This is a genomic window from Kribbella sp. NPDC051137, assembly GCF_040682535.1.
GTDB classification, from domain to species: Bacteria; Actinomycetota; Actinomycetes; order Propionibacteriales; family Kribbellaceae; genus Kribbella; species Kribbella karoonensis.
In genome coordinates, this window is the sequence record NZ_JBFBBI010000003.1 from 604,111 (window position 1) to 625,390 (window position 21,280).

24 protein-coding genes are annotated in these 21,280 nt (G+C 69.5%); 15 read left to right on the top strand and 9 right to left on the bottom strand.

The features are described from left to right. Positions 1–109: 109 nt before the first annotated feature. Both AB0M51_RS17955 and AB0M51_RS17960 read right to left on the bottom strand, forming a co-directional pair. Positions 110–355, bottom strand: coding sequence for a type B 50S ribosomal protein L31 (locus tag AB0M51_RS17955; RefSeq protein WP_344194253.1), 246 nt, complete (start codon positions 353–355; stop codon positions 110–112). Next, complete coding sequence (locus tag AB0M51_RS17960) at positions 352–1,425, bottom strand: GTP-binding protein (protein ID WP_344194255.1); 1,074 nt, start codon at positions 1,423–1,425, stop codon at positions 352–354. The genes AB0M51_RS17955 and AB0M51_RS17960 overlap by 4 nt, the downstream gene beginning before the upstream one ends. 54 nt (positions 1,426–1,479) lie before the next feature. Here AB0M51_RS17960 and rpmG point away from each other — a divergent pair, with 54 nt between their 5' ends. Further along, positions 1,480–1,647, top strand: a complete 168-nt coding sequence (gene rpmG, locus AB0M51_RS17965; protein WP_344194257.1) for a 50S ribosomal protein L33 — start codon at positions 1,480–1,482, stop codon at positions 1,645–1,647. 62 nt (positions 1,648–1,709) lie between these two features. On the opposite strand, the gene AB0M51_RS17970 is transcribed toward rpmG, so the two are convergent. Genes AB0M51_RS17970 through AB0M51_RS17980 form a run of 3 tightly spaced genes read right to left on the bottom strand, consistent with a single transcriptional unit; the run spans position 1,710 to position 3,564 of the window. Next, positions 1,710–2,468: an IclR family transcriptional regulator gene (locus AB0M51_RS17970; RefSeq protein WP_344194259.1), complete on the bottom strand. Its 759-nt coding sequence runs from the start codon at positions 2,466–2,468 to the stop codon at positions 1,710–1,712. A 17-nt stretch (positions 2,469–2,485) separates the two neighbouring features. Then, positions 2,486–2,677 (bottom strand): hypothetical protein, encoded by a 192-nt coding sequence (locus AB0M51_RS17975; RefSeq protein WP_344194261.1) that lies wholly within the window; start codon positions 2,675–2,677, stop codon positions 2,486–2,488. After that, complete coding sequence (locus AB0M51_RS17980) at positions 2,674–3,564, bottom strand: GNAT family N-acetyltransferase (RefSeq protein WP_344194263.1); 891 nt, start codon at positions 3,562–3,564, stop codon at positions 2,674–2,676. The genes AB0M51_RS17975 and AB0M51_RS17980 overlap by 4 nt, the downstream gene beginning before the upstream one ends. A gap of 107 nt (positions 3,565–3,671) precedes the next feature. On the opposite strand from AB0M51_RS17980, the gene hutH reads away from it, so the two are divergent. From hutH to hutI, 9 genes are all read left to right on the top strand, one after another. Then, on the top strand, positions 3,672–5,213 hold the full coding sequence (gene hutH, locus AB0M51_RS17985; RefSeq protein WP_344194265.1) for a histidine ammonia-lyase: 1,542 nt from the start codon (positions 3,672–3,674) through the stop codon (positions 5,211–5,213). Positions 5,214–5,229: 16 nt separating this feature from the next. Next, entirely contained in the window at positions 5,230–6,885 is a 1,656-nt protein-coding gene (gene hutU / locus AB0M51_RS17990; RefSeq protein ID WP_344194267.1) for a urocanate hydratase, read from the top strand. A 136-nt stretch (positions 6,886–7,021) separates the two neighbouring features. After that, positions 7,022–8,020: an ABC transporter ATP-binding protein gene (locus tag AB0M51_RS17995; RefSeq protein ID WP_344194269.1), complete on the top strand. Its 999-nt coding sequence runs from the start codon at positions 7,022–7,024 to the stop codon at positions 8,018–8,020. Continuing rightward, the gene (locus AB0M51_RS18000) at positions 8,017–8,673 is read left to right on the top strand and encodes an ABC transporter permease (RefSeq protein WP_344194271.1); all 657 of its coding nucleotides are present in this window, start codon (positions 8,017–8,019) and stop codon (positions 8,671–8,673) included. The genes AB0M51_RS17995 and AB0M51_RS18000 overlap by 4 nt, the downstream gene beginning before the upstream one ends. Position 8,674: 1 nt before the next feature. Further along, complete coding sequence (locus AB0M51_RS18005; RefSeq protein WP_344194273.1) at positions 8,675–9,325, top strand: ABC transporter permease; 651 nt, start codon at positions 8,675–8,677, stop codon at positions 9,323–9,325. A 79-nt stretch (positions 9,326–9,404) separates the two neighbouring features. Beyond that, on the top strand, positions 9,405–10,328 hold the full coding sequence (locus tag AB0M51_RS18010) for an ABC transporter substrate-binding protein (protein ID WP_344194275.1): 924 nt from the start codon (positions 9,405–9,407) through the stop codon (positions 10,326–10,328). After that, complete coding sequence (locus AB0M51_RS18015) at positions 10,325–11,524, top strand: allantoate amidohydrolase (RefSeq protein WP_344194277.1); 1,200 nt, start codon at positions 10,325–10,327, stop codon at positions 11,522–11,524. Before AB0M51_RS18010 ends, AB0M51_RS18015 begins: the two co-directional genes overlap by 4 nt. Next, a complete protein-coding gene (locus tag AB0M51_RS18020; protein WP_344194279.1) occupies positions 11,521–12,831 on the top strand; it encodes a formimidoylglutamate deiminase in 1,311 nt (436 codons plus the stop codon). Before AB0M51_RS18015 ends, AB0M51_RS18020 begins: the two co-directional genes overlap by 4 nt. Then, positions 12,828–13,985 carry an imidazolonepropionase gene (gene hutI, locus AB0M51_RS18025; RefSeq protein WP_344194281.1) on the top strand — a complete coding sequence of 386 codons (1,158 nt, stop codon included), beginning with the start codon at positions 12,828–12,830 and terminating at the stop codon, positions 13,983–13,985. The genes AB0M51_RS18020 and hutI overlap by 4 nt, the downstream gene beginning before the upstream one ends. A 60-nt stretch (positions 13,986–14,045) precedes the next feature. On the opposite strand, the gene AB0M51_RS18030 is transcribed toward hutI, so the two are convergent. Further along, positions 14,046–14,921 carry a type IV toxin-antitoxin system AbiEi family antitoxin domain-containing protein gene (locus AB0M51_RS18030; protein WP_344194283.1) on the bottom strand — a complete coding sequence of 292 codons (876 nt, stop codon included), beginning with the start codon at positions 14,919–14,921 and terminating at the stop codon, positions 14,046–14,048. 334 nt (positions 14,922–15,255) lie between these two features. On the opposite strand from AB0M51_RS18030, the gene AB0M51_RS18035 reads away from it, so the two are divergent. After that, positions 15,256–15,657 carry a phosphoribosyltransferase family protein gene (locus tag AB0M51_RS18035; RefSeq protein WP_344194581.1) on the top strand — a complete coding sequence of 134 codons (402 nt, stop codon included), beginning with the start codon at positions 15,256–15,258 and terminating at the stop codon, positions 15,655–15,657. Between the two features lie 25 nt (positions 15,658–15,682). Here AB0M51_RS18035 and AB0M51_RS18040 read toward each other — a convergent pair whose 3' ends face one another. Genes AB0M51_RS18040 through AB0M51_RS18050 form a run of 3 tightly spaced genes read right to left on the bottom strand, consistent with a single transcriptional unit; the run spans position 15,683 to position 16,704 of the window. Then, positions 15,683–16,078 (bottom strand): hypothetical protein, encoded by a 396-nt coding sequence (locus AB0M51_RS18040; RefSeq protein WP_344194285.1) that lies wholly within the window; start codon positions 16,076–16,078, stop codon positions 15,683–15,685. Continuing rightward, on the bottom strand, positions 16,042–16,224 hold the full coding sequence (locus AB0M51_RS18045; RefSeq protein ID WP_344194287.1) for a hypothetical protein: 183 nt from the start codon (positions 16,222–16,224) through the stop codon (positions 16,042–16,044). The genes AB0M51_RS18040 and AB0M51_RS18045 overlap by 37 nt, the downstream gene beginning before the upstream one ends. Before the next feature lie 18 nt (positions 16,225–16,242). After that, the gene (locus AB0M51_RS18050; protein WP_344194289.1) at positions 16,243–16,704 is read right to left on the bottom strand and encodes a GNAT family N-acetyltransferase; all 462 of its coding nucleotides are present in this window, start codon (positions 16,702–16,704) and stop codon (positions 16,243–16,245) included. A 233-nt stretch (positions 16,705–16,937) separates the two neighbouring features. On the opposite strand from AB0M51_RS18050, the gene dnaK reads away from it, so the two are divergent. The 4 genes from dnaK to AB0M51_RS18070 are packed head-to-tail and all read left to right on the top strand — an operon-like array spanning position 16,938 to position 21,144. Next, complete coding sequence (gene dnaK, locus AB0M51_RS18055) at positions 16,938–18,803, top strand: molecular chaperone DnaK (protein ID WP_363749617.1); 1,866 nt, start codon at positions 16,938–16,940, stop codon at positions 18,801–18,803. Further along, the gene (grpE, locus tag AB0M51_RS18060) at positions 18,800–19,486 is read left to right on the top strand and encodes a nucleotide exchange factor GrpE (protein WP_344194293.1); all 687 of its coding nucleotides are present in this window, start codon (positions 18,800–18,802) and stop codon (positions 19,484–19,486) included. The genes dnaK and grpE overlap by 4 nt, the downstream gene beginning before the upstream one ends. Positions 19,487–19,516: 30 nt before the next feature. Beyond that, positions 19,517–20,689: a molecular chaperone DnaJ gene (gene dnaJ, locus AB0M51_RS18065; protein WP_344194295.1), complete on the top strand. Its 1,173-nt coding sequence runs from the start codon at positions 19,517–19,519 to the stop codon at positions 20,687–20,689. Continuing rightward, the gene (locus tag AB0M51_RS18070) at positions 20,689–21,144 is read left to right on the top strand and encodes a helix-turn-helix transcriptional regulator (RefSeq protein WP_325035598.1); all 456 of its coding nucleotides are present in this window, start codon (positions 20,689–20,691) and stop codon (positions 21,142–21,144) included. The genes dnaJ and AB0M51_RS18070 overlap by 1 nt, the downstream gene beginning before the upstream one ends. Positions 21,145–21,280: the final 136 nt, after the last annotated feature.

A 21,280-nucleotide genomic window follows, 5' to 3' on the forward strand; every position in this document is an offset into this window, starting at 1 on the left:
GGGTAACCGGCGCGCGGTGCTCCCCGTCTCGAATCCGAGACGAAGAGGGCTGGGGCGAAGAACGGCCCGTCATCCTCGGTGGGGATGACGGGCCGGTTGTTGTTGCGGGTTACTTCTGGCCGTAGCGCCTCTTGAACTTCTCCACGCGGCCCTGGGTGTCCATCACGCGCTGCTGGCCCGTGTAGAACGGGTGGCTCGCGGACGAGATCTCGACGTCGACGACGGGGTACGTGTTCCCGTCCGTCCAGACGACCGTCTCGTTGCTCTCGCGGGTCGAACCGGTGAGGAAGCTGAAGTTGCCGGACTTGTCCCGGAAGACGACCCGGCGGTAGTCGGGGTGGATGTCCTTCTTCATGCTGCAGTACTTCCTTCCAAGTAGGGAGCGAACGGATCGGTCAGGGGGTGGACCGCTTCGTTCGCACGTAGGACACAACCGTCGAGGAGCCGCTGTAATTCCCGGACGTCCGGCGCGGGGCCGGTCAGCGACAGGTACGACGCGCGGTCGCCGTACTCGGGATGCCACTCGAGCGCCGACCGGGCCTGGTGCTGCTGCCCGACGGACGGCCAGCGGTCCGCCGGGAGGTCGGCCAGCCACGGACCGAGGACGCCGAACACGACGTTCGTCCCGAAGCTGTCCCAGCTGATCCGGTGCCGGTGCTGGGTCGCGATCCAGAGCGTGCCGCGCCCGCGGACCGTCCCGGCGACCAGGTCCTCGAGGGCGTCGTACAGTCTCTCCGGATGGAACGGCCGTGCCGCCTGCCAGACGAACGTCAGCCCCTCCACAGGCGCAGCGACCGAGCCGGGCTCGACGGTTCGGGGGAGTTGCGGGCGTACGTCGAGCAGCCCGGCCGGGCTGGTGCGGGTCGACAGGCGCGGGTTGATCGCCTGTAGAAGCTTCTCGGTGGGGTCGTCGGAGGTGCTGAGGACGGCGGCGTCGGCGTACTCGAGCTGCCGTACGACGACCTCCGCGGTCGCGCGCCCGTCCTCGGCCGCGGTCGGGATGCCACGCTCGCGGAGCAGGTCCTCGCCCTGCAGGTCGGCGAGGACGGCCGGGGTGACGACGCTGGTGACGACCAGGCCGACGCGGACGTCCGGGCGCTGGTCGATCTCGGTCGTGATCGCATGTGTGTCGCCGGCGGCCGGGACGTCGACGATCGCCACGGCGTACCGCTCGACGGCCGCGATGCTCGCGAGCAGCTGGACGAGGGAGCCGCGCATCGCGCACGAGACGCACGGGTGCTCCATCGTGATCACCTCACGGTCGATCACACCGGCGGCGGTCCGGGCGGTACGGACGACGGCGCTCAGATCGCGTACGTCGTACTCCACCAGGACGCCGGCCGCCCCGGCCTCGGCCAGCAGGTTTCCCGCGACGGCCCCGCGGAACCCGTCGTCGAGCCCCGTCAGCAAGGTCACCGGCAGCATCGGCTCTCCTGGTCTTATTGAAAACGATAACCACTGCACTGTATCCTGTGGGGCATGGCAAAGCGCAACGACCTCCGCCCGATCGTCAAACTCCGCAGCACGGCAGGCACCGGGTACACCTATGTAACGCGGAAGAACCGCCGGAACAATCCCGACCGCCTGGTGATCCGCAAGTACGACCCCACCCTCCGCACCCACGTCGACTTCCGCGAAGAGCGGTAACGGCGACCGCGGCGAGGCCCAGCGCCGGCTCCACCGAGTCGTCCTGGTAGACCTCCCGTCTTCTACCCGTGCAGGCGACGGGTCAGGGCCTTGGCTGCTTGGCGGATCTTGTGGGCGAGCTGAGGGCGGTCCGTCGGCGGGACTGTGTCTGTCCGGAAGGTGACCGAGATAGCAGCCACTGGATGCCCCGCATGGTCCACGGCGGCGCTGGCCACCGATGCCATGCCGGGGGTGATGAAGGAGTCCTCCACCGCGAAACCTTGGCGTTTCTCGTCGGCGAGGATGCGGCGGAGCTGGCTGAGGGTCTGCGGGCCGTGGTCGGTGCGGCGTACGAACGACTCCGGCGCGGGGAACAGCGCGCGGACCTGCGCGGGCGGCAGTTCGGCGAGCAGCGCCCGGCCGGAGGCGGTGAGCGTGGCGGGCAGGCGTACGCCGACGTCGGTCACCAGCGTGACGGGACGCGGCGGCTGTTCCTTCAGCAGGTACACCAGTTCCCGGCCGTGCAGTACGCCGAGATGCGCCGTCTGCCCGACCTCGTGCACCAGTTGGACGAGCAGCGGTCGCGCGAGCCGCTCCAGCGGGTCGTGCCGCAGGTACGCGGACCCGATCTCGAACGCCGCCACCCCGAGCCCGTACCGCTTCTCCTCCGGCAGATGGACGACGTACCCCTCGTCGATCATTGCCCGCAGCAAGTGGTACGTCGACGAGCGTGGCAGTCCGACCGCGGAGGCGATGCGCTCCATCGGCACCGGACCGGGCTGGGTGGCCAGGAACGTCAGCACCCGCAGCGTGCGGGTCGAGGCGGGAACGTTGCCGCTCACAACCGCAGCGTAACCCCTCAAACCCCCGAGGAATCGCGCTTCTTGGCCCGGCTGCGTTGCAGCCAGAAACGAAAGCCCTCGCCGGCGATCGCGATCGCGAACAGGCCGACCGCGACGCCCCAGTCGACGAAGTCGGGCCCCGAGACCGCCATCCCGACGCCGAACGACAGCACCAGGAAGGCCAAGAGCGAGACGACGAACCGCTTCACAGCGGCTTCTCCGCGGTCCACGCGCCCGAGGTCTCCCGGTAGCCGAGCCACCGGTTGACCGCCAGCATCGGCTCGTTCGCCGCGTCGTTCCCGGTGGAGGCGACGGTGAACCCGGCGTCCCGGGACCGCGCCAGCGCCGCCGACTTCGCCACCTTCGCGAGGCCCCGTCCGCGCGCGGACGGGATCGTCCCGGTCAGGTTCGACCAGATCACCCGGCGGTCCGGGTCCGCGGTCGTGGTCACGAACGACAGCACCCGGTCCCCGTCGAGGACGGCGACGCTGAGGTCGTACCGGTTGTCCGGGTTCTGCCACGACGTACGGACCCATTCGTCGTACGTCGGCCCGCCGGACAGCCCGCTCGGGTCGTCGTCGCGCACCTGGACCTCGGCGTCGTACAGCTGCCGCGGTTCGAGTTCGTCGTACGTCGCCAGCCGCAGCCCGTCCGGCACCGGCAGCGGATCCCGTACGGCGGTCAGGTCGGCCGCGGAGTGTGTCATCCGCCGCGCCACCGTGAATCCGTGCTTCTCCGCGAACCCGGTCGAGTCCTCGGCCACCGCCACCAGCAAGCGGCCGGCTCCGAGCTCCCGCGCCCGCCCTGTGATCGCATCCAGCAGCGCGGTGCCGATGCCGTGACCGCGGTACTCCGACGGCACCTGAAGCGTGATCCGCACCCGCGGCACCTCGGCGTCCGCCGGCGGCCGGTACAGATTCGCGTAACCGACCACGTCGGGCCCGTCGACGGCGATCAGCACCTCTTGCGAGCGACCGTGCCGCAGTTGCAGCTCGACCGCCCGTGCCGTCTTCACCAGGTACGGCATCGTGGCGGCCCAGACCCGGGCGATCCCTACCGCATCTTCCGGCCGCGCCGTCCGGATCTCGAACACCATGCCAGAACCCTACGACTACTGAGGGTCGCTAGCTTCGTCTCGGATCCGAGACGAATTGTGGCCCCGCGCTGCTGGAAGGTGCCGGTCCGGCGCGGTGCAATGGGCGGGTGGAACACACGGTGATTGTCGGCGTCGGCCCGCTGACCCCGGCCCAGGTGGTCGCGGTGGCGCGGTACGGCGCGCAGGTACGGATCGACGACCAGGCCCTCGAAGAGATCGCGAAGTCGCGCGCCGCGATCGAGGCGCTGGCCCATGCGGACACCCCGCACTACGGCGTCTCGACCGGGTTCGGCGCGCTCGCCACCCGGCACATCGCGCCGGAACTGCGGGCGCAGCTGCAGCGCAGCCTGATCCGGTCGCACGCGGCCGGCTCGGGCCCCGAGGTGGAGCCGGAGGTCGTCCGCGCGCTCGCCCTGCTCCGGCTCTCCACCCTCGCCACCGGCCGCACCGGGGTGAAGGTCGAGACCGCCCAGGCGTACGCCGGACTGCTGAACGCGCAGCTGACGCCGGTCGTCCACGAGTACGGCAGCCTCGGTTGCTCCGGGGACCTCGCGCCGCTGTCCCACGTGGCGCTGGCGATCCTCGGCGAGGGCAAGGTCCGCGATGCCGACGGCAACCTTCTCGACGCCGGCCAAGCCCTGGAGGCCAACGGTCTCCAGCCGGTCGTCCTGGCCGAGAAGGAGGGCCTCGCGCTGATCAACGGGACCGACGGCATGCTCGGCATGCTGGTCCTGGCGCTCGCCGACCTCGACCGGCTGTTCAAGACCGCCGACCTGGCCGCCGCGATGAGCGTCGAGGCCCAGCTCGGCACCGACCGCGTCTTCGCCGAGGACCTGCAGGCCCTGCGCCCGCACCCCGGTCAGGCAACGGCCGCCGCGAACCTGCGAGCGATCCTCAAGGACAGCGCGATCGTCGCGAGCCACCGCGGCCCGGACTGCAACCGCGTCCAGGACGCCTACTCGCTCCGCTGCTCGCCCCAGGTCCACGGCGCCGCCCGCGACACGGCGGCCCACGCGGCGACCGTCGCCGAGCGGGAGCTGGCCGCGGCCATCGACAACCCCGTCGTACTCCCGGACGGCCGCGTCGAGTCCAACGGCAACTTCCACGGTGCCCCGATCGGGTACGTGCTCGACTTCCTCGCGATCGCCGTCGCGGACCTCGCGAGCATCAGCGAACGCCGTACCGACCGCTTCCTCGACGTCGCCCGCAACCACGGGCTGAACGCGTTCCTGGCCGACGACCCGGGCGTCGACAGCGGCCACATGATCGCGCAGTACACCCAGGCCGCGATCGTCTCCGAGCTGAAGCGGCTCGCCGTACCGGCCAGTGTCGACTCGATCCCGAGCAGCGCGATGCAGGAGGACCACGTCTCGATGGGCTGGTCCGCGGCCCGCAAGCTGCGCAAGGCCGTCGACGGTCTGCAGCGGGTGCTCGCGATCGAGATCCTCACCGCCGCGCGGGCGCTCGACCTGCGCGCGCCGCTGACGCCCGCCCCCGCTACGGCAGCGGTCAGAGCCGCCCTGCGGGAGTACGTCGAGGGGCCGGCCACCGACCGTTTCCTCGCGCCCGAGCTCGAGCACTCCGTCCGGCTTGTTGCTGACGGCACCTATGTCACCGCCGCCGAGGCCGTCACCGGCCCGCTCTCCTAGAAAGGCTGGATCACCCATGTCCGGACCACGACCCGTCCGCGCACCCCGCGGTACCACGCTGACCGCCCGCGGCTGGCAGCAGGAAGCCGCGCTGCGGATGCTGCAGAACAACCTCGATCCGGAGGTCGCCGAGCATCCTGACGAACTCGTCGTGTACGGCGGTTCCGGCAAGGCCGCGCGCGACTGGAACTCGTTCGACGCGATGGTCCGCACGCTGACCACGCTGAAGGACGACGAGACCATGCTCGTCCAGTCCGGCCGTCCGGTCGGCGTCATGCAGACGCACGAGTGGGCGCCGCGGGTGCTGATCGCGAACTCGAACCTGGTCGGCGACTGGGCCACCTGGGAGGAGTTCCGCAAGCTGGAGGCGATGGGGCTCACGATGTACGGCCAGATGACGGCCGGGTCGTGGATCTACATCGGTACCCAGGGCATCCTGCAGGGGACCTACGAGACGTTCGGCGCGGTCGCGGAGAAGAAGTTCGGCGGCTCGCTGGCCGGCACGATCACGCTGACCGCGGGCCTCGGCGGGATGGGTGGCGCGCAGCCGCTCGCCGTCACGATGAACGACGGTGTCGCGATCTGCGTCGACGTCGACGAGTCGCGGATCCAGCGCCGCATCGAGCACCGGTACCTCGACGTCCGGGCGTCGTCCGTCGACGAGGCGCTGCGGCTGGCCGAAGAGGCCAAGAAGGCGCGGAAGCCGTTGTCGATCGGTGTCCTCGGCAACGCCGCCACGATCGTTCCGGACCTGCTTCGCCGTGGCGCTCCCATCGACGTGGTCACCGACCAGACCTCGGCGCACGACCCGTTGATGTACCTGCCGATCGGGATCGAGTTCGAGGACTGGACGACGGCGCGGGAGAAGGACCCGGCCGGATTCACCGAGCGCGCGCAGGAGTCGATGGCCAAGCACGTGCAGGCGATGGTCGAGTTCCAGGACGCGGGCGCCGAGGTGTTCGACTACGGGAACTCGATCCGGGACGAGGCGCGCAAGGCCGGGTACGCCCGGGCGTTCGAGTTCCCCGGCTTCGTCCCGGCGTACATCCGGCCGTTGTTCTGCGAGGGGAAGGGCCCGTTCCGGTGGGCGGCGCTGTCCGGCAACCCGGCCGACATCGCGAAGACCGACCAGGCGATCCTGGATCTCTTCCCGGACAACGAGCACCTCGCGCGCTGGATCAAGCTGGCCGGTGAGCGGGTCGCGTTCCAGGGGCTGCCGGCGCGGATCTGCTGGCTCGGCCAGGGCGAGCGGGACAAGGCCGGCGTCCGGTTCAACGACATGGTGGCCTCCGGTGAACTCGAAGCCCCGATCGTGATCGGCCGCGACCACCTGGACACCGGCAGCGTCGCGTCGCCGTACCGGGAGACCGAAGGCATGCTCGACGGCTCGGACGCGATCGCGGACTGGCCGTTGCTGAACGCGATGGTGAACGTGGCCAGCGGCGCGTCCTGGGTGTCGATCCACCACGGCGGCGGCGTCGGCATCGGCCGGTCCATCCACGCCGGCCAGGTGTCCGTTGCCGACGGCACCGACCTGGCGCGGCAGAAGCTGCAGCGGGTACTGACCAACGATCCGGCGATGGGTGTGATCCGTCACGTCGACGCCGGCTACGACACGGCGGTCGAGGTCGCGGACGAGCGCGGGGTGCGCGTCCCGATGCGCGAAAGCTGACTGTCTGCGACGGTAGCAATCTGTAGCGCTACGGTACAGATTCCCGAGAAGCGAGAAACCGTGCGACGGCGTGGTTTCGGTCTGCGGTTCCGCTAGGGTCTTTCGGGCGACCGGACGACGAGCGCGAAGGGGCGCCATGATCGAGTTCGAGGACGTCACCAAGCAGTATCCGGACGGCACCGTCGCCGTCGACAAGCTGTCCCTGCAGATCCCGAGCAACCAGATCACCGTGTTCGTCGGTCCGTCCGGCTGTGGCAAGACCACCTCGCTGCGGATGATCAACCGGACGATCGAGCGCACCTCCGGGACGATTTCGATTGACGGTACCGACATCAACTCGCAGGACGCGGTGACGCTGCGGCGCGGGATCGGGTACGTGATCCAGAACGCCGGGCTGTTCCCGCACAGGACCGTGGTGGACAACATCGCGACCGTGCCGAAGCTGCTCGGCTGGGACAAGCGCAAGGCCCGCGACACGGCGATGGAGCTGATCGAGCGCGTCGGGCTGGACCCGAAGATGGCCGAGCGGTACCCGGCCCAGCTGTCCGGTGGCCAGCAGCAACGAGTCGGCGTCGCACGGGCGCTGGCGGCCGATCCGGCGATCATGCTGATGGACGAGCCGTTCAGCGCGGTCGACCCGATCGTCCGGCACCAGCTGCAGGAGGAACTGCTCCGGCTGCAGCGCGACATCGGCAAGACCATCGTCTTCGTCACTCACGACATCGACGAGGCGATCAAGCTCGGCGACAACGTCGCAGTACTGCAGGTGGGCGGCAAGCTGGCCCAGTTCGCGCCGCCGGCCGAGCTGCTCGCGAATCCGGCCGACGACTTCGTCCGCGGGTTCGTCGGGCAGGACCGCGGTTACCGGGCGCTGACGTTCGTCTACACGGACCAGCTCACGGTGCAGCCGCTGCCGGCCGACCTCGCGCTGACGGACGGCGTACCGGTCGGCTGGAAGAACGGCTCCGAGAAGCTGGAGCCCGTCGGCGCGGTCTTCAAGCGCGGCGACTCGCTGCGCGCGGCGCTGGACGCCGTACTGACGTCCCCGAACGGCCTGGGCGTCGTCGTCGACGACGAAGGCCGCGCAGTCGGCGTCGTCGACCAGGGCGCAGTAGCGGAAGCGCTCCGCTCATGAGTTGGATCGGCGACAACCTGGGCCTGATCTGGGAGCAGTTGCGCGAGCACCTCTATCTGGCGATCATCCCGGTGATCCTCGGACTGATCATCTCGGTGCCCCTCGGGTACGTCGCGACCCGGTACTCGTGGCTGGCGAACCCGCTGATCGCGTTCGGTGGCCTGCTGTACTCGCTGCCGTCGATCGCGCTGTTCATCGTGCTGCCCGCGATCCTCGGGACCAAGGTGCTGTCCACGGTCAACATCATCGTGGCGCTGACCATCTACACGGTGTCGCTGTTGATCCGGAACGTGATCGACGGACTCCGCTCCGTACCGCCGGACGTCCGGCAGTCCGCGATCGCCGTCGGGTACGGCGCCCTGCACCGGCTGGTCGCGGTGGACCTGCCGATCGCCGTACCGGTGATCTTCACCGGCCTGCGGGTGGTCACGGTCGCGAACATCTCGATGGTGAGTGTCGGCGCCGTGATCGGCATCGGCGGTCTCGGTGAACTCTTCACGCTCGGCTTCCAGAAGGCGTTCCTGACGCCGGTGGTCGTCGGCGTGGTGCTGTCGCTGGCGCTCGCGCTGCTCGCGGACTTCGTGCTGGTGACCCTGCAGCGGTTGCTCACTCCTTGGGCGCGCGTCGCGGCGCCGGTGGCGGAGGTGGCCTGACATGTGGCAGTACCTGACCGACTCGTACAACTGGTCCGGCAACGAGGGCATCTGGGCACGGATCCTCGAACACCTCTGGTACACGTTTGCCGCGCTCGGCCTGTCGGTCGTGATCGGGTTGCCGATCGGCCTGCGGATCGGGCACACCAGGCGCGGCGCGTTCCTCGCGATCAACACCGGCAACGCGGCCCGGGCGCTGCCGAGCCTCGGGTTGCTGATGCTCGCCGTACTGCTGACCGACCAGATCGGCTTCCTGCCGGTGCTGATCGCGCTGGTCGCGCTGGGCATCCCGCCGATCCTCGCCTCGACGTACGCCGGGATCTCGGGTGTCGATCCGGCCACGATCGACGCCGCGCGGGGGATGGGGATGACCGGCCGCGAGATCCTGACCAAGGTGGAGATCCCGATCGCGATGCCGTTGATCATCTCCGGCGTCCGGAGCGCGACGCTGCAGATCGTGTCGACCGCGACGATCGCCGCGCTGGTGTCGCTCGGCGGGCTCGGGCGGTACGTGATCGACGGGCTGAAGCTGCGGGACTTCCCGCAGATGTTCACCGGCGCGCTGCTGGTCGCCCTGCTGGCGTTGCTGCTCGACGCGCTGTTCGCGCTGATCGGACGGCTCACCGTCTCACCGGGCCTGAAAATCGGCTGAACTGTCCGGGGCACCTGATGAACTTGAGACACATCCATCGGCACCGGCCGGTGGCTGAACGAGAACACTGGAGGCTCTCGTGTTGAGATCCACGCTCATCCGTACTGCGATCGCCGGGGCGGCGGTCCTCGGCCTGGCCGGCTGTGGGGGTGGCGGCAACCAGCTCGGCAACGACAACGCGGGGTCCTCGCCCGCACCGTCCAAGGTGACGAGCATCACCGTCGGGTCCGCCGACTTCTCCGAGAGCCAGCTGCTGGCGGAGATCTACGGCCAGGCGCTCGCCGCCAAGGGCATCGACGTGAAGAAGAAGCCCAACATCGGCAACCGCGAGACGTACATGGCCGCGATCAAGGACGGCTCCGTCGACCTGGTGCCGGAGTACACCGGCGCCTCGCTGGCGTACTTCGACAAGAACTCCACCGAGACCGACCCGGAGAAGGCGTACGACGCGCTGAAGAAGGCGCTGCCGTCCGGGCTCGAGATCCTGGAGAAGTCGCCGGCCGCCGACGAGGACACCATCGTGGTGACCAAGCAGACCGCGGACAAGTACAACCTGAAGTCGATCGGTGACCTGAAGGGCAAGAACCTGGTCGCCGGCGGTAGCTCCGAGTTCAAGGTCCGGACCGCCGGGCTGAAGGGCATGAAGGAGAAGTACGACGTCGACTTCAAGGACTACAAGACGCTGGACGCGGGCGGTCCGCTGAGCATCAAGGCGCTGGAGGACAACACCATCCAGGTGACCGACCTGTTCACCACGCAGGCCGTGATCAAGGACAAGGGCTGGGTCCAGCTCGAGGACCCGGAGCACATCCTGCCGCCGAACAACATCGTTCCGCTGATCCGGACCGACCACAAGTCCGACGACGTCGCCGCCACGCTGAACGCGGTCGACGCCAAGCTCACCACCGACGACCTGACCGCGCTGGTCAAGCGGATCGACGTCGGCAAGGAGAGCGCGGACGCGGTCGCCAAGGACTGGCTGTCGAAGAACCCGCTGTCTTGAGTTTCGAATCCCTGTGGGCGGACCAGTCCGCCATCGGCCGTGACCCGGAAACAGGCGGGTACACCCGAGGCGGCTGGTCCCCGACCGAACGCGAAGCGACGCACTGGTTCCTCGACCAGTGCGTCACCCGCGGTTTGCCCGTCGAGTCCGACGCCATCGGCAACCTCATCGCCTGGTGGGAACCGCGCGGGGAGCCGGCTGGAGGGCCGGGAATCGTGACCGGGAGTCATTTGGACTCGGTGATCGATGGTGGGGCGTTTGACGGTCCCCTGGGGGTGGTTTCTGCTCTGGCGGCTGTGGACAAGTTGCGGGCCGAGGGATTCGAGCCGGGGGTGCCGATCGGGATCGGCGCGTTCGTGGAAGAGGAAGGGTCGCGGTTCGGGATGCCCTGTCTGGGGTCCCGGGTCGCGGCTGGGGTTCTGTCCGCGGAGAAGGCTCTGCAGTTGAAGGATCGTGCAGGTGTGGGGCTCGCGGAGGCGCTGGAGAAGGCCGGGCTCGACCCGGCCGGCCTGGGCCCTTCGCCGCTCCTGAAGCGGATGGGGACATTCGTCGAACTGCACGTGGAACAGGGCCGCGGACTGACCGCTCCCGTGGGTGTGGCGAGCTCGATCTGGCCGCACGGACGGTACCGGTTCACGTTCGGTGGTGAGGCCAACCACGCGGGTACGACGCTGATGGAGGACCGTCACGACCCGATGCTCACCTACGCGATGACGGCCCTCGCCGCGAACAAACAGGCCCGCCTGACCGGCGCCCGCGCCACCTTCGGCCGGGTGTCCGTCGAGCCGAACGGGACCAACGCCGTACCGTCCCAGGTCACCGCCTGGCTGGACGCCCGCGCCGCCGACACCGGCACGCTCGAATCGTTGCTCGCAGCAATCACCAGGCAAGCTACCGAACGTGCCGAACGCGACGGCACCACCCTCGAGGTCACCCCCGAGTCGGTCTCGCCGATCGTCGACTTCCCGGCCGGCCTCCGCGACCGCCTGGCCGCCGTACTCGACGGCGCCCCGGTGCTGCCGACCGGCGCCGGCCACGACGCGGGCGTGTTCTCCGACGCCGGCATCCCGACCGCGATGCTCTTCGTCCGGAACCCGACCGGCGTCTCGCACTCACCGGCCGAGTACGCCGAGCCGGACGACTGCCTCGCCGGCGTCGACGCGCTGGCCGCCGTACTGAAGGATCTCGCGCAGTGACGACATACTGGTGCGAGACCGCCCTGCTCCCTGGCGGTATCGCCTCCCGGGTCCTGGTCACCGTCGAGGACGGCCGCTTCACCGCGGTCGAGTCCGACGCCGACCCCGGCGACGCGACGGTCCTGCACGGCCTCGTCGTACCCGGACTCGCGAACTGCCACAGCCACGCGTTCCACCGCGCGCTCCGCGGCCGTACGCAGACCGAGCGCGGCACGTTCTGGACCTGGCGCGAGCAGATGTACGCCGTCGCCGCCGCACTCACGCCCGACACGTACTACGACCTCGCGAAGGCCGTGTACGGCGAGATGCTGCTTGCCGGGATCACCGCGGTCGGCGAGTTCCACTACCTGCACCACGCTCCCGGCGGCCACCGGTACGACGACCCGAACGCGATGGGTGCCGCGCTGATCACGGCCGCCCGCGACGCCGGGATCCGGATCGCGCTGCTCGACACCTGCTACGTTGCCGGCGGCATCGACCAGCCGGTCAACGAGGTGCAGCGGCGTTTCAGCGACGGCGACGCCAGTGCCTGGGCGTCCCGGGTCGCCGGGCTGAGTGGTTGCGACGACGTGGTGATCGGCGCGGCGGCGCATTCGGTCCGGGGCGTCCCGCAGGACCAGCTCGGCGCGGTCGCCTCGGCGTTTCCCGACGTACCGCTGCACATCCACCTGTCCGAACAGGTCGCCGAGAACGAGGCGTGCCTCGCGGCGTACGGACGTACGCCGGCCCAGGTCCTCGACGAGGCGGGCTTCCTCAGCGGCCGGACGAGCGCCGTCCATGCGACCCACCTGACCTCGGTCGACATCGGCCTGCTCGGGAGCTCCGCGACGTACTCCTGCTTCTGCCCGACCACCGAGCGCGACCTGGCCGACGGCATCGGCCCGTCCGTGCAACTCCGCGACGCCGGATCGCCGTTGACGCTGGGCTCCGACAGCCATGCCGGGATCGACCTCTTCGAGGAAATGCGCGCCGTCGAGCTCGACGAACGCCTCGCCACCCAGGAACGCGGGCATTGGTCTGCCCCCGAGCTCCTGAAAGCGGCCACCACCGACGGCCACCGCTCCATCGGCTTCGAAGACGCCGGAGCACTCGAGGTCGGCTCCCGAGCCGACCTGGTAGCCCTCCGCGGGAACACCGTCCGCACCGCCGGCACCGGCGGAACTGCAGAAACCGCGGTCTTCGCGGCAACCGCCGCGGACGTATCCGACGTCGTCGTCTCAGGAAATCATCTGGTTGCCGACGGCAAGCACACCCGGATGGATGTCGCGGCCGAGCTGTCAGCGTCGATCGCGGCGGTGACCCGATGACCTCGCTCCTGCTCACCGGCATCAACTCCCTGGTGACGAACGATCCCGCGCACGGTGGTGTGCTCGGCGAACTCCACGACGCCGCCCTGGTCATCGACGGCAGCAAGATCGCCTGGGCAGGCCAACGCCAGAACGCACCGGCCGCCGACGCTGCCACCGATCTCGGCGGTCGTGCGGTGATCCCCGGCTTCGTCGACTCGCACTCGCACCTCGTCTTCGCCGGCGACCGCGCCGAGGAGTTCGCCGCCCGGATGACCGGTACGCCGTACTCCGCCGGAGGCATCCGGACCACCGTCGCGGCGACCCGCGCCGCCACCGACGAGCAGCTGACCGCGAACGTCTCGCGCCTCGTCACCGAGATGCGTCGCCAGGGCACCACCACCGTCGAGATCAAGTCCGGCTACGGCCTGACGGTCACCGACGAGGCGCGGGCGTTGCGGATCGCGGGCCAGTTCACCGACGAGACGACCTACCTGGGCGCCCACGTGGTCCCGGCCGACCAGGACCCGGCCGCCTACGTCGACCTGGTCACCGGCCCGATGCTCGACGCCGCCGCGCCGTACTCGAAGTGGATCGACGTCTTCGTCGAACGCGGCGCCTTCGACGCCGACCAGGCCCGGGCGATCCTGCAGGCAGGCATCGCCCGCGGCCTCCAGCCCCGGGTCCACGCCAACCAGCTCGGCGAAGGTCCCGGCGTACAACTGGCCGCCGAACTCGGTGCCGCCTCCGCCGACCACTGCACCTACCTGACCGACGCCGACGTCGACGCGCTCGCCTCCAGCGGAGTGGTGGCCGGGCTGCTCCCCGCGATCGAGTTCTCCACCAGGTCGCCGTACCCCGACGCCCGCCGCCTGCTCGACGCCGGAGTCACCGTGGCCCTCGCGACCGACTGCAACCCAGGCTCCGGCTACTCGTCGTCGATGCCGTTCTGCATCGCCCTCGCGGTCCGCGAAATGCACATGACCCCCGCCGAAGCCCTCTGGTCCGCCACCGCCGGCGGCGCCGCCTCCCTCCGCCGCCCCGACCTGGGCCACCTGACCCCCGGCACCCCGGCCAACCTGACCGTCCTCGACGCCCCCACCTACCTCCACCTCGCCTACCGCCCCGCCGTCCCGCTGGTCACCCAGACCTTCCTCAACGGCCGACCCGTGTAAGCGGACCCCCAACACTCACCAACCTCCCTCCGAGCGACCGCCGCAGGCTCGTCCCGGCGGTCAGGCCGCATGGAGCAGAGGCTTACTGAGTGGGGGAAGTCCGGCGGCTCGCTCGATCGCCGCGACCACCCAGTCGGGGTCGTACATGATGTCCTCCCAGCTGAAGCGGAGCACCCGCCAGCCGCGGATCGCGAGGTTCACGTGCCGACGGCAGTCCTTGACCAGCGCCCGGCGGCTTCCGTGGTAGGCGAACCCGTCTGCCTCGAGGCCGAGGCAGAGCAGAGGATTCCCCAGATCAAGACGAGCCGAGAACTCCGAGTCCTGCACCAGCAGTTGAGGAACGAAGCCTTCGACTCCCCGCTCGATCAACAACGCTCGCAGGGCGGACTCCAGCACTGATTCGGCCCGGCCGTCCGCGAATCCAGCAACGCGCCGAATGCGTCCGCGATGTGGTCCCCGAAGTCGCCGCGCCGCCTCGAGAAGCTCGTCCTGCTGGACGCAGCCTGCCCGGAGGGCCGAATCCGCCAGCGCGAGCGCATCGGTGAAAGGCAGAATGCGAAGGCAGTCCAGGACCGTCCGGAGCGGAGTGGTGACGTCGTCCAGCACGGGAACGTCCGCCCAGTGCAAGATGCAGGGGAGTCCCGTACGTCTTCGGACCCGGCCAGGCGGCAACGTGACATGCGGCTGGGTCGGCACGTTGATCAGCTCCAGACCCCAGTGCTGCGCAGCGCTCAGGTGCGAGACGACACCTCCGTGGCTGCGCGCCGCGGTCAACGCGTGCGGTGCCTCCGGAAGTGCGTAGACGCCCTTGGCCACCCGGCGGATTTCGCCCGCCGCGAGAGCTTTCCGGACAGCCCGCGCCGAGACGAGAGCGCGGAGGTCAGCGAAGGTCGACGACCCTCCACGCCTGCTGATCGCCTCGGCCACATCTGTCACCCGAAAATGATGACGAGAATCGCGGACCTGCGGCGGGCGTTGTCCACAGGCGGACCGCCAACACTCAGTATCGCCGCCGTGCCGCGCCATGTCGGCCGTTGCTGAGCGTGGGTTACGTCGCGGCTGGCGACTTGGTGAGTGGCGGGGGTCCGCCCAAAACCACCTGCGCTCAAGCCTCACATGGGGGGACCATCTACCCATGCACACAAAAGCGCGGCTTCGGAGTGGGTTTCGGTGGCGGACGGATCGTGGGGTGTGAAGTGGTTACGCCGACCTGACCGGGTGGTGGCGGGACGGTGAGCTGCTGCGTGAGCTCGGGTCGGCGCTGGCGGGGCTGTACGACGAGGTGCCGACGGTGGTGGTCGGGCCGGTGTCGCGGGGGTCGTTGCTCGGGGCGTTGACTGCGGCGGCGCTGGGGATCGGTTTCGTCGAGATGCGGAAGCAGAGGGGGTCGTCGGTCGACAGCGATCGGTGGGTGTGGCGGACGACGGCGCCTGACTACCGGGACCGGCAGCAGGTGTTCGGGTTTCCGCGGCGCTTGGTGCGGGCCGGGGATCGGGTGCTGATGGTCGACGACTGGGCCGAGACCGGGGCGACGGCGGTGGTGGGCCGGGGTTTGGTCGAGGACTGCGGGGCGCGCTGGATCGGGGCGGCCTGCATCGTTGACGGGTTGACCCAGCCCCGGTTACGGCACGAGCTCCCGCTGCGGGCGCTGCTCGACGTACGGCAGCTCTAAGGCATGGCTCCTGACCGGCCGCCGGTCAGCGGGTGCCCTGGTACAGGCTGGGCGCGTACGTGCGGGCGGCCTGGTCCAGGGCGGGGACGAGCTCCTGGTTGGGCCCGAGCGGGACGATGAGCTGCCCGCTCGGGTCCTGGTACGGCAAGAGCTCCGGGTGGCGGGTCAGGAAGTCGGGTGCGGCCGGGGTCAGCAGGAGGCGGACGTACGGGCCGTAGACCTGCGCGACGTTGGTCTGCCCGTTCCGGACGGGGTGGCTGGACGTCAGTACGGCGAGACCGGCCAGCTCGCCCCAATAGCAGCCCCACGATCCAGCGGGGTCCTCGTACCGCAGGCCGTTCGGGTCGAACCAGAAACGCCGCGTCCGGGTCAGCGTGCGCAGTTTCAACGCCGGGATGCCGCCCACGAGCAGCAGGACCACCGCCAGCACCACGAACGTGACGCGCGCACGCTGCCGCTCGCCAGCACGCCCAGGACCAGGCAGACCGCGGCGGCGACGCCGAGTCCGACGATGCCCTTCACGATGGTGCGGCTGTTGCCTGCCGAGACGTCGATCGCGATGCTCATCGCTCCGACGCTAACGCCTCAGGTGGTCAGCTCCTTGGACACCAGCGTGGTGACGGTGCCGTCGGGGAGTCGTTGCTTGCCGACCTCCTCGTAGCCGCGCCCGGCGTGGAAGGTGAAGGCGGGGCTGTCGGTGGGGACGGCGGCCACGGTGCGGTCGAAGGGGTGGGCGGAGCGTTCGACGGCTCGGTAGACCTTGGAGGCGAGGCCCTGGCGGCGGTTGTCGGGGGCGATGACGATGCGCTCGATGTAGAGGAAGCGGTCCGCGTACGTGCGGGTGAAGGACGCGAAGGCGAGACCGTCGTACGCCGAGCCGGGGGTGAAGGTGAGGACGAAGCCGGCGGGACGGCCGTCGAGGTCGACGACGGCGGCGTGGGCGGCGATCAGCCGGAGCCAGTCCAGGCGGTCGGCGGTGAGGGGCTCGACCAGGCCCTCGGCAGTGGCGTTCAGCGCGACGACCGCGGCGGCGTCGGCGGCGGTCATCGGGCGGAGTTTCACAGTGATCAGGATCGCACGGTAAACGTTTGCTCCGGGAGGGGTCACCCTGGCCGCACCCTGGCGTGGACCCCGAAAATCGGGACCTCCCTTGGGAATGACCGGGGCGATGTGCAATGTTGAGTCCAGTGAACTCAAGTTTGTTCGGTCACGGATTTGAAACCGAGGCGGACGAACGGCAACATTGAGTCTGCATCACTCAACTTCGTGGAGGTAACAGCATGGCCCGCGCGGTCGGAATCGATCTCGGTACGACGAACTCCGTCATCGCCGTACTGGAAGGTGGCGAGCCCACCGTCATCCCCAACGCCGAGGGAGCGCGTACGACGCCCTCGGTGGTGGCCTTCGCCAAGAACGGCGAGGTCCTGGTCGGCGAGGTGGCGAAGCGCCAGGCCACCACGAACGTCGACCGTACTATCCGCTCGGTGAAGCGGCACATGGGCGAGAACTGGTCCGTCGACATCGACGGCAAGAAGTTCACCCCGCAGCAGATCAGCGCCTTCGTGCTGCAGAAGCTGAAGCGGGACGCCGAGGCGTACCTCGGGGAGCAGGTCACGGACGCGGTCATCACCGTGCCGGCCTACTTCTCCGACGCGCAGCGCCAGGCGACCAAGGAGGCCGGCGAGATCGCGGGCCTGAAGGTGCACCGGATCGTCAACGAGCCGACCGCGGCCGCGCTCGCGTACGGCCTGGACAAGGGCACCGAGCAGACCATCCTGGTCTTCGACCTCGGTGGCGGTACGTTCGACGTCTCGCTGCTGGAGATCGGCGACGGTGTCTTCGAGGTGAAGGCGACCAGCGGTGACAACCACCTCGGTGGTGACGACTGGGACAACCGGATCGTCCAGTGGCTGGTGACCCAGTTCAAGAACAAGAACGGCACCGACCTGTCCGGCGACAAGATGGCCATGCAGCGGCTGAACGAGGCCGCCGAGAAGGCCAAGATCGAGCTGTCCAGCGCCGCCGAGACCACCATCCACCTGCCGTACCTGAGCCTCACCGACTCGGGCCCGCTGCACCTGGAGGAGAAGCTCTCCCGCGCCGAGTTCCAGAAGATGACGAACGACCTGCTGGAGCGCGCCCGCGCCCCGTTCAAGGCCGTCATCAAGGACGCCGGCATCGACGTCAGCAAGATCGACCACGTGATTCTGGTCGGCGGCTCGACCCGGATGCCCGCGGTGGCCGACCTGGTCAAGGAGCTGACCGGTGGCAAGGACCCGAACAAGGGCGTGAACCCGGACGAGGTCGTCGCGGTCGGCGCCTCCCTCCAGGCCGGTGTGCTGAAGGGTGAGGTCAAGGACGTCCTGCTGCTCGACGTGACCCCGCTGAGCCTCGGTATCGAGACCAAGGGCGGTGTGTTCACCAAGATCATCGAGCGCAACACCACGATCCCGACGAAGGGCTCGGAGATCTTCACCACGGCCGAGGACAACCAGCCGTCGGTGATGATCCAGGTGTACCAGGGCGAGCGCGAGATGGCCCGCGACAACAAGTCGCTCGGCAACTTCGAGCTGACCGGCCTGCCGCCGGCGCCGCGGAACGTGCCGCAGATCGAGGTCACCTTCGACATCGACGCGAACGGCATCGTGCACGTGAACGCCAAGGACCTGGCCACCGGCAAGGAGCAGCGGATGACGGTGACCGGTGGCTCCGCGCTGCCGAAGACCCACATCGACCAGATGGTCCGCGACGCCGAGCAGTACGCCGAGGAGGACCGCAAGCGCCGCGAGGCGGTGGAGAACCGCAACCAGGCGGAGTCGCTGGTCTACCAGACCGAGAAGTTCCTGCAGGAGAACGAGGACAAGGTTCCGGACGACGTCAAGACCGAGGTCAAGGACGGCGTCGCCGAGCTGAAGAAGGCCCTCGAGGGTGACGACGCCGACGCGATCAAGGCCGCGTCGGAGAAGCTCGCCCAGTCCAGCCAGAAGATGGGTGCCGCGATGTACGCGAACGCCCAGGCCGCCGGCGGCCAGCCCGGCGACGGCGCCACCTCCGACGACACGAGCTCGAGCAGCAACGACGACGACGTCGTGGACGCCGAGATCGTGGACGAGGACCGGCCGCAGGACAAGACGGAGGACAAGTGACGGATCGACCGACAGGCAGCGAGTTCGGTGACGGTGAGCCCGTCGTCCGCGACAAGCGCCGGATCGACCCGGAAACCGGCAAGCTGCGGGAGCCCTCGGAAGGGGGCCCCGCGGCCGGCGGGCCCGGTGCCCAGCAGCCGCCGCGGGACCCGTCGGACCTGGTCGGTCCGTCCGCACAGGAGGCCCTGCTGACCGAGGCGCTCGCGGAGCGTACGGCGGACCTGCAGCGACTGCAGGCCGAGTACGTGAACTACAAGCGCCGGGTCGACCGGGACCGCGAGGCGGCCCGCGAGATGGTGGTCGGCACGGTGCTCACCGAGCTGCTCGGGATCCTGGACGACATCGGCCGGGCCCGCGAGGCGGGCGAACTCGAGGGCGCGTTCAAGGCGGTCTCCGAGTCGCTGGAGCGGGTCACCGAGAAGCTCGGCCTGGTGAAGTTCGGCGAGAAGGGCGATGCCTTCGACCCGCGGATCCACGAGGCCCTGCTGCACAACTATTCCGACGACGTCGACGGCCCGACCGCGACGATGATCATGCAACCGGGCTACCGGCTCGGCGAGCGGATCCTGCGGGCGGCCCGGGTGGCCGTTTCGGAGCCGACCGAGCAACTGCCGGCCGACGCCGCGAAGGCCGACGTACCGGTGGAGAGCACAGATGAAGACGCGGACGGTTCCGCGGAGTAACAGCGGCCACGACGGGAGGGGAGGCGCCAGATGAGTACGAAGGACTGGATCGAGAAGGACTTCTACAAGGTTCTCGGCGTCTCCAAGACCGCCGAGCCCGACGAGATCAAGAAGGCCTACCGCAAGCTGGCGCGGCAGTACCACCCGGACTCGAACGCCGGGGACACCAAGGCGGAGGCCAAGTTCAAGGAGGTCTCCGAGGCGTACGACGTGGTCGGGGACGCGAAGAAGCGTAAGGAGTACGACGAGGCGCGGCGGCTGTTCGGCAGCGGCGGCTTCCGGATGCCGGGCGGCAGCGGCGGCCAGGGCGGCGGCGGGTTCAACTTCGACGTCGGCGACCTGTTCAACCGCGGTGGCGGTCAGGGGACCGGCGGCGGACTCGGCGACATCCTGGGCGGCATGTTCGGCGGCGGTGGCCGGACCACGACCACCACGACGGCCCGTCCGCGGCGCGGCCAGGACATCGAGACCGAGGCGACGATCGAGTTCGCCGAGGCCGTGAACGGTGTCACGGTCGGGCTCCGGATGACCAGCGACGAGCCGTGCCCGACCTGCCGGGGGACCGGCGCGAAGTACGGCACGGTGCCGAAGGTCTGCCTGAAGTGCGAGGGCACGGGCATGCAGACCTCGGTGCAGGGCGGTGTGTTCGCGATGACCGAGCCGTGCACCGAGTGCAAGGGCCGCGGTCTGGTCGTCGACCAGCCGTGCGAGACCTGCCACGGCTCCGGCCGCGGCCAGTCGAGCAAGACCATGCAGGTCCGCATCCCGGCGGGCGTGCAGGACGGTCAGCGGATCCGGTTGAAGGGCAAGGGCGCGGCCGGCGAGCGTGGCGGACCTGCAGGCGACCTGTACGTCACCGTGCACGTCAAGTCGCACCGGATCTTCGGCCGGCAGGGTGAGCACCTGACCCTGAACGTCCCGGTGAGTTTCACCGAGGCGGCGCTGGGCGCGGAGATCAAGGTCCCGACGCTGGACGGTCTCCCGGTCACGGTCCGGATCCCGGCCGGTACGGCGAACGGCAGCAAGCTGCGCGTCCGCGGTAAGGGTTCGGTGCGCCGGGACGGGACGAAGGGCGACCTGCTGCTCACCCTCGAGGTGCAGGTGCCGCACGAGTTGACCGACGAGCAGAAGGAAAAGCTGCAGGAGTTCAACTCGGCGTCCGACCATCCTGATCTGCGGGCCGGGTTGTTCGGGAGTTCCTGATGGGCATCCCGTTCAGCCAGGTGCCGACCTGGGACGACCGCACCCCGATCTACGTGATCTCGGTGGCGGCCCAGCTGGCCGGCATGCATCCGCAGACGTTGCGCCAGTACGACCGGCTCGGCCTGGTGGTGCCGAGCCGGGCGTCCGGCCGCGGCCGGCGGTATTCGGCGTACGACGTGGCGAAGCTGAGGTATGTGCAACATCTCAGTCAGGAAGAAGGCGTCAACCTGGCGGGAATTCGGCACATTCTCGCGCTACAGTCCGAAGTGGAGGACCTGCGGAAGCGGGTCAACCAGCTACTGGCAGAGGTCCAGCGCGGTGTCGGCGTCTCGCGACGTCCCGCCGCCAGCCGGGTCTTCTCCGCCGGTCCCGCGGGCGACGTGATCGCCATGGGCCGGCAGCAGACGACCACCCGGTGGATCCGCACCCAGCCTCTGGAACTCGGCTCGCGCTGATCCCCCGCCACAACAGAGCCACCGGAGACGTTCCGAACCCACCCCTCGGAGTCTCCGGCCTGGTGGAGGTCGTCGTTCCCCCTCGACGCCTCCGCAAGTCGAAGGTGCGTCACCCCCCGACGCCCTTCGGCCACCG

Bases quoted from the DNA above. Each gene is read 5' to 3' on its own strand.
- hutU (WP_344194267.1), top strand. From the start codon at position 5,230: ATGTCCGGACCACGACCCGTCCGCGCACCCCGCGGTACCACGCTGACC.
- AB0M51_RS18005 (WP_344194273.1), top strand. From the start codon at position 8,675: ATGTGGCAGTACCTGACCGACTCGTACAACTGGTCCGGCAACGAGGGC.
- dnaK (WP_363749617.1), top strand. From the start codon at position 16,938: ATGGCCCGCGCGGTCGGAATCGATCTCGGTACGACGAACTCCGTCATC.
- AB0M51_RS18070 (WP_325035598.1), top strand. From the start codon at position 20,689: ATGGGCATCCCGTTCAGCCAGGTGCCGACCTGGGACGACCGCACCCCG.
- AB0M51_RS18050 (WP_344194289.1), bottom strand. From the start codon at position 16,704: ATGACCGCCGCCGACGCCGCCGCGGTCGTCGCGCTGAACGCCACTGCC.
- dnaJ (WP_344194295.1), top strand. From the start codon at position 19,517: ATGAGTACGAAGGACTGGATCGAGAAGGACTTCTACAAGGTTCTCGGC.
- rpmG (WP_344194257.1), top strand. From the start codon at position 1,480: ATGGCAAAGCGCAACGACCTCCGCCCGATCGTCAAACTCCGCAGCACG.
- AB0M51_RS17955 (WP_344194253.1), bottom strand. From the start codon at position 355: ATGAAGAAGGACATCCACCCCGACTACCGCCGGGTCGTCTTCCGGGAC.
- AB0M51_RS18045 (WP_344194287.1), bottom strand. From the start codon at position 16,224: ATGAGCATCGCGATCGACGTCTCGGCAGGCAACAGCCGCACCATCGTG.
- AB0M51_RS17995 (WP_344194269.1), top strand. From the start codon at position 7,022: ATGATCGAGTTCGAGGACGTCACCAAGCAGTATCCGGACGGCACCGTC.
- AB0M51_RS18000 (WP_344194271.1), top strand. From the start codon at position 8,017: ATGAGTTGGATCGGCGACAACCTGGGCCTGATCTGGGAGCAGTTGCGC.
- AB0M51_RS17980 (WP_344194263.1), bottom strand. From the start codon at position 3,564: ATGGTGTTCGAGATCCGGACGGCGCGGCCGGAAGATGCGGTAGGGATC.
- hutI (WP_344194281.1), top strand. From the start codon at position 12,828: ATGACCTCGCTCCTGCTCACCGGCATCAACTCCCTGGTGACGAACGAT.
- AB0M51_RS17960 (WP_344194255.1), bottom strand. From the start codon at position 1,425: ATGCTGCCGGTGACCTTGCTGACGGGGCTCGACGACGGGTTCCGCGGG.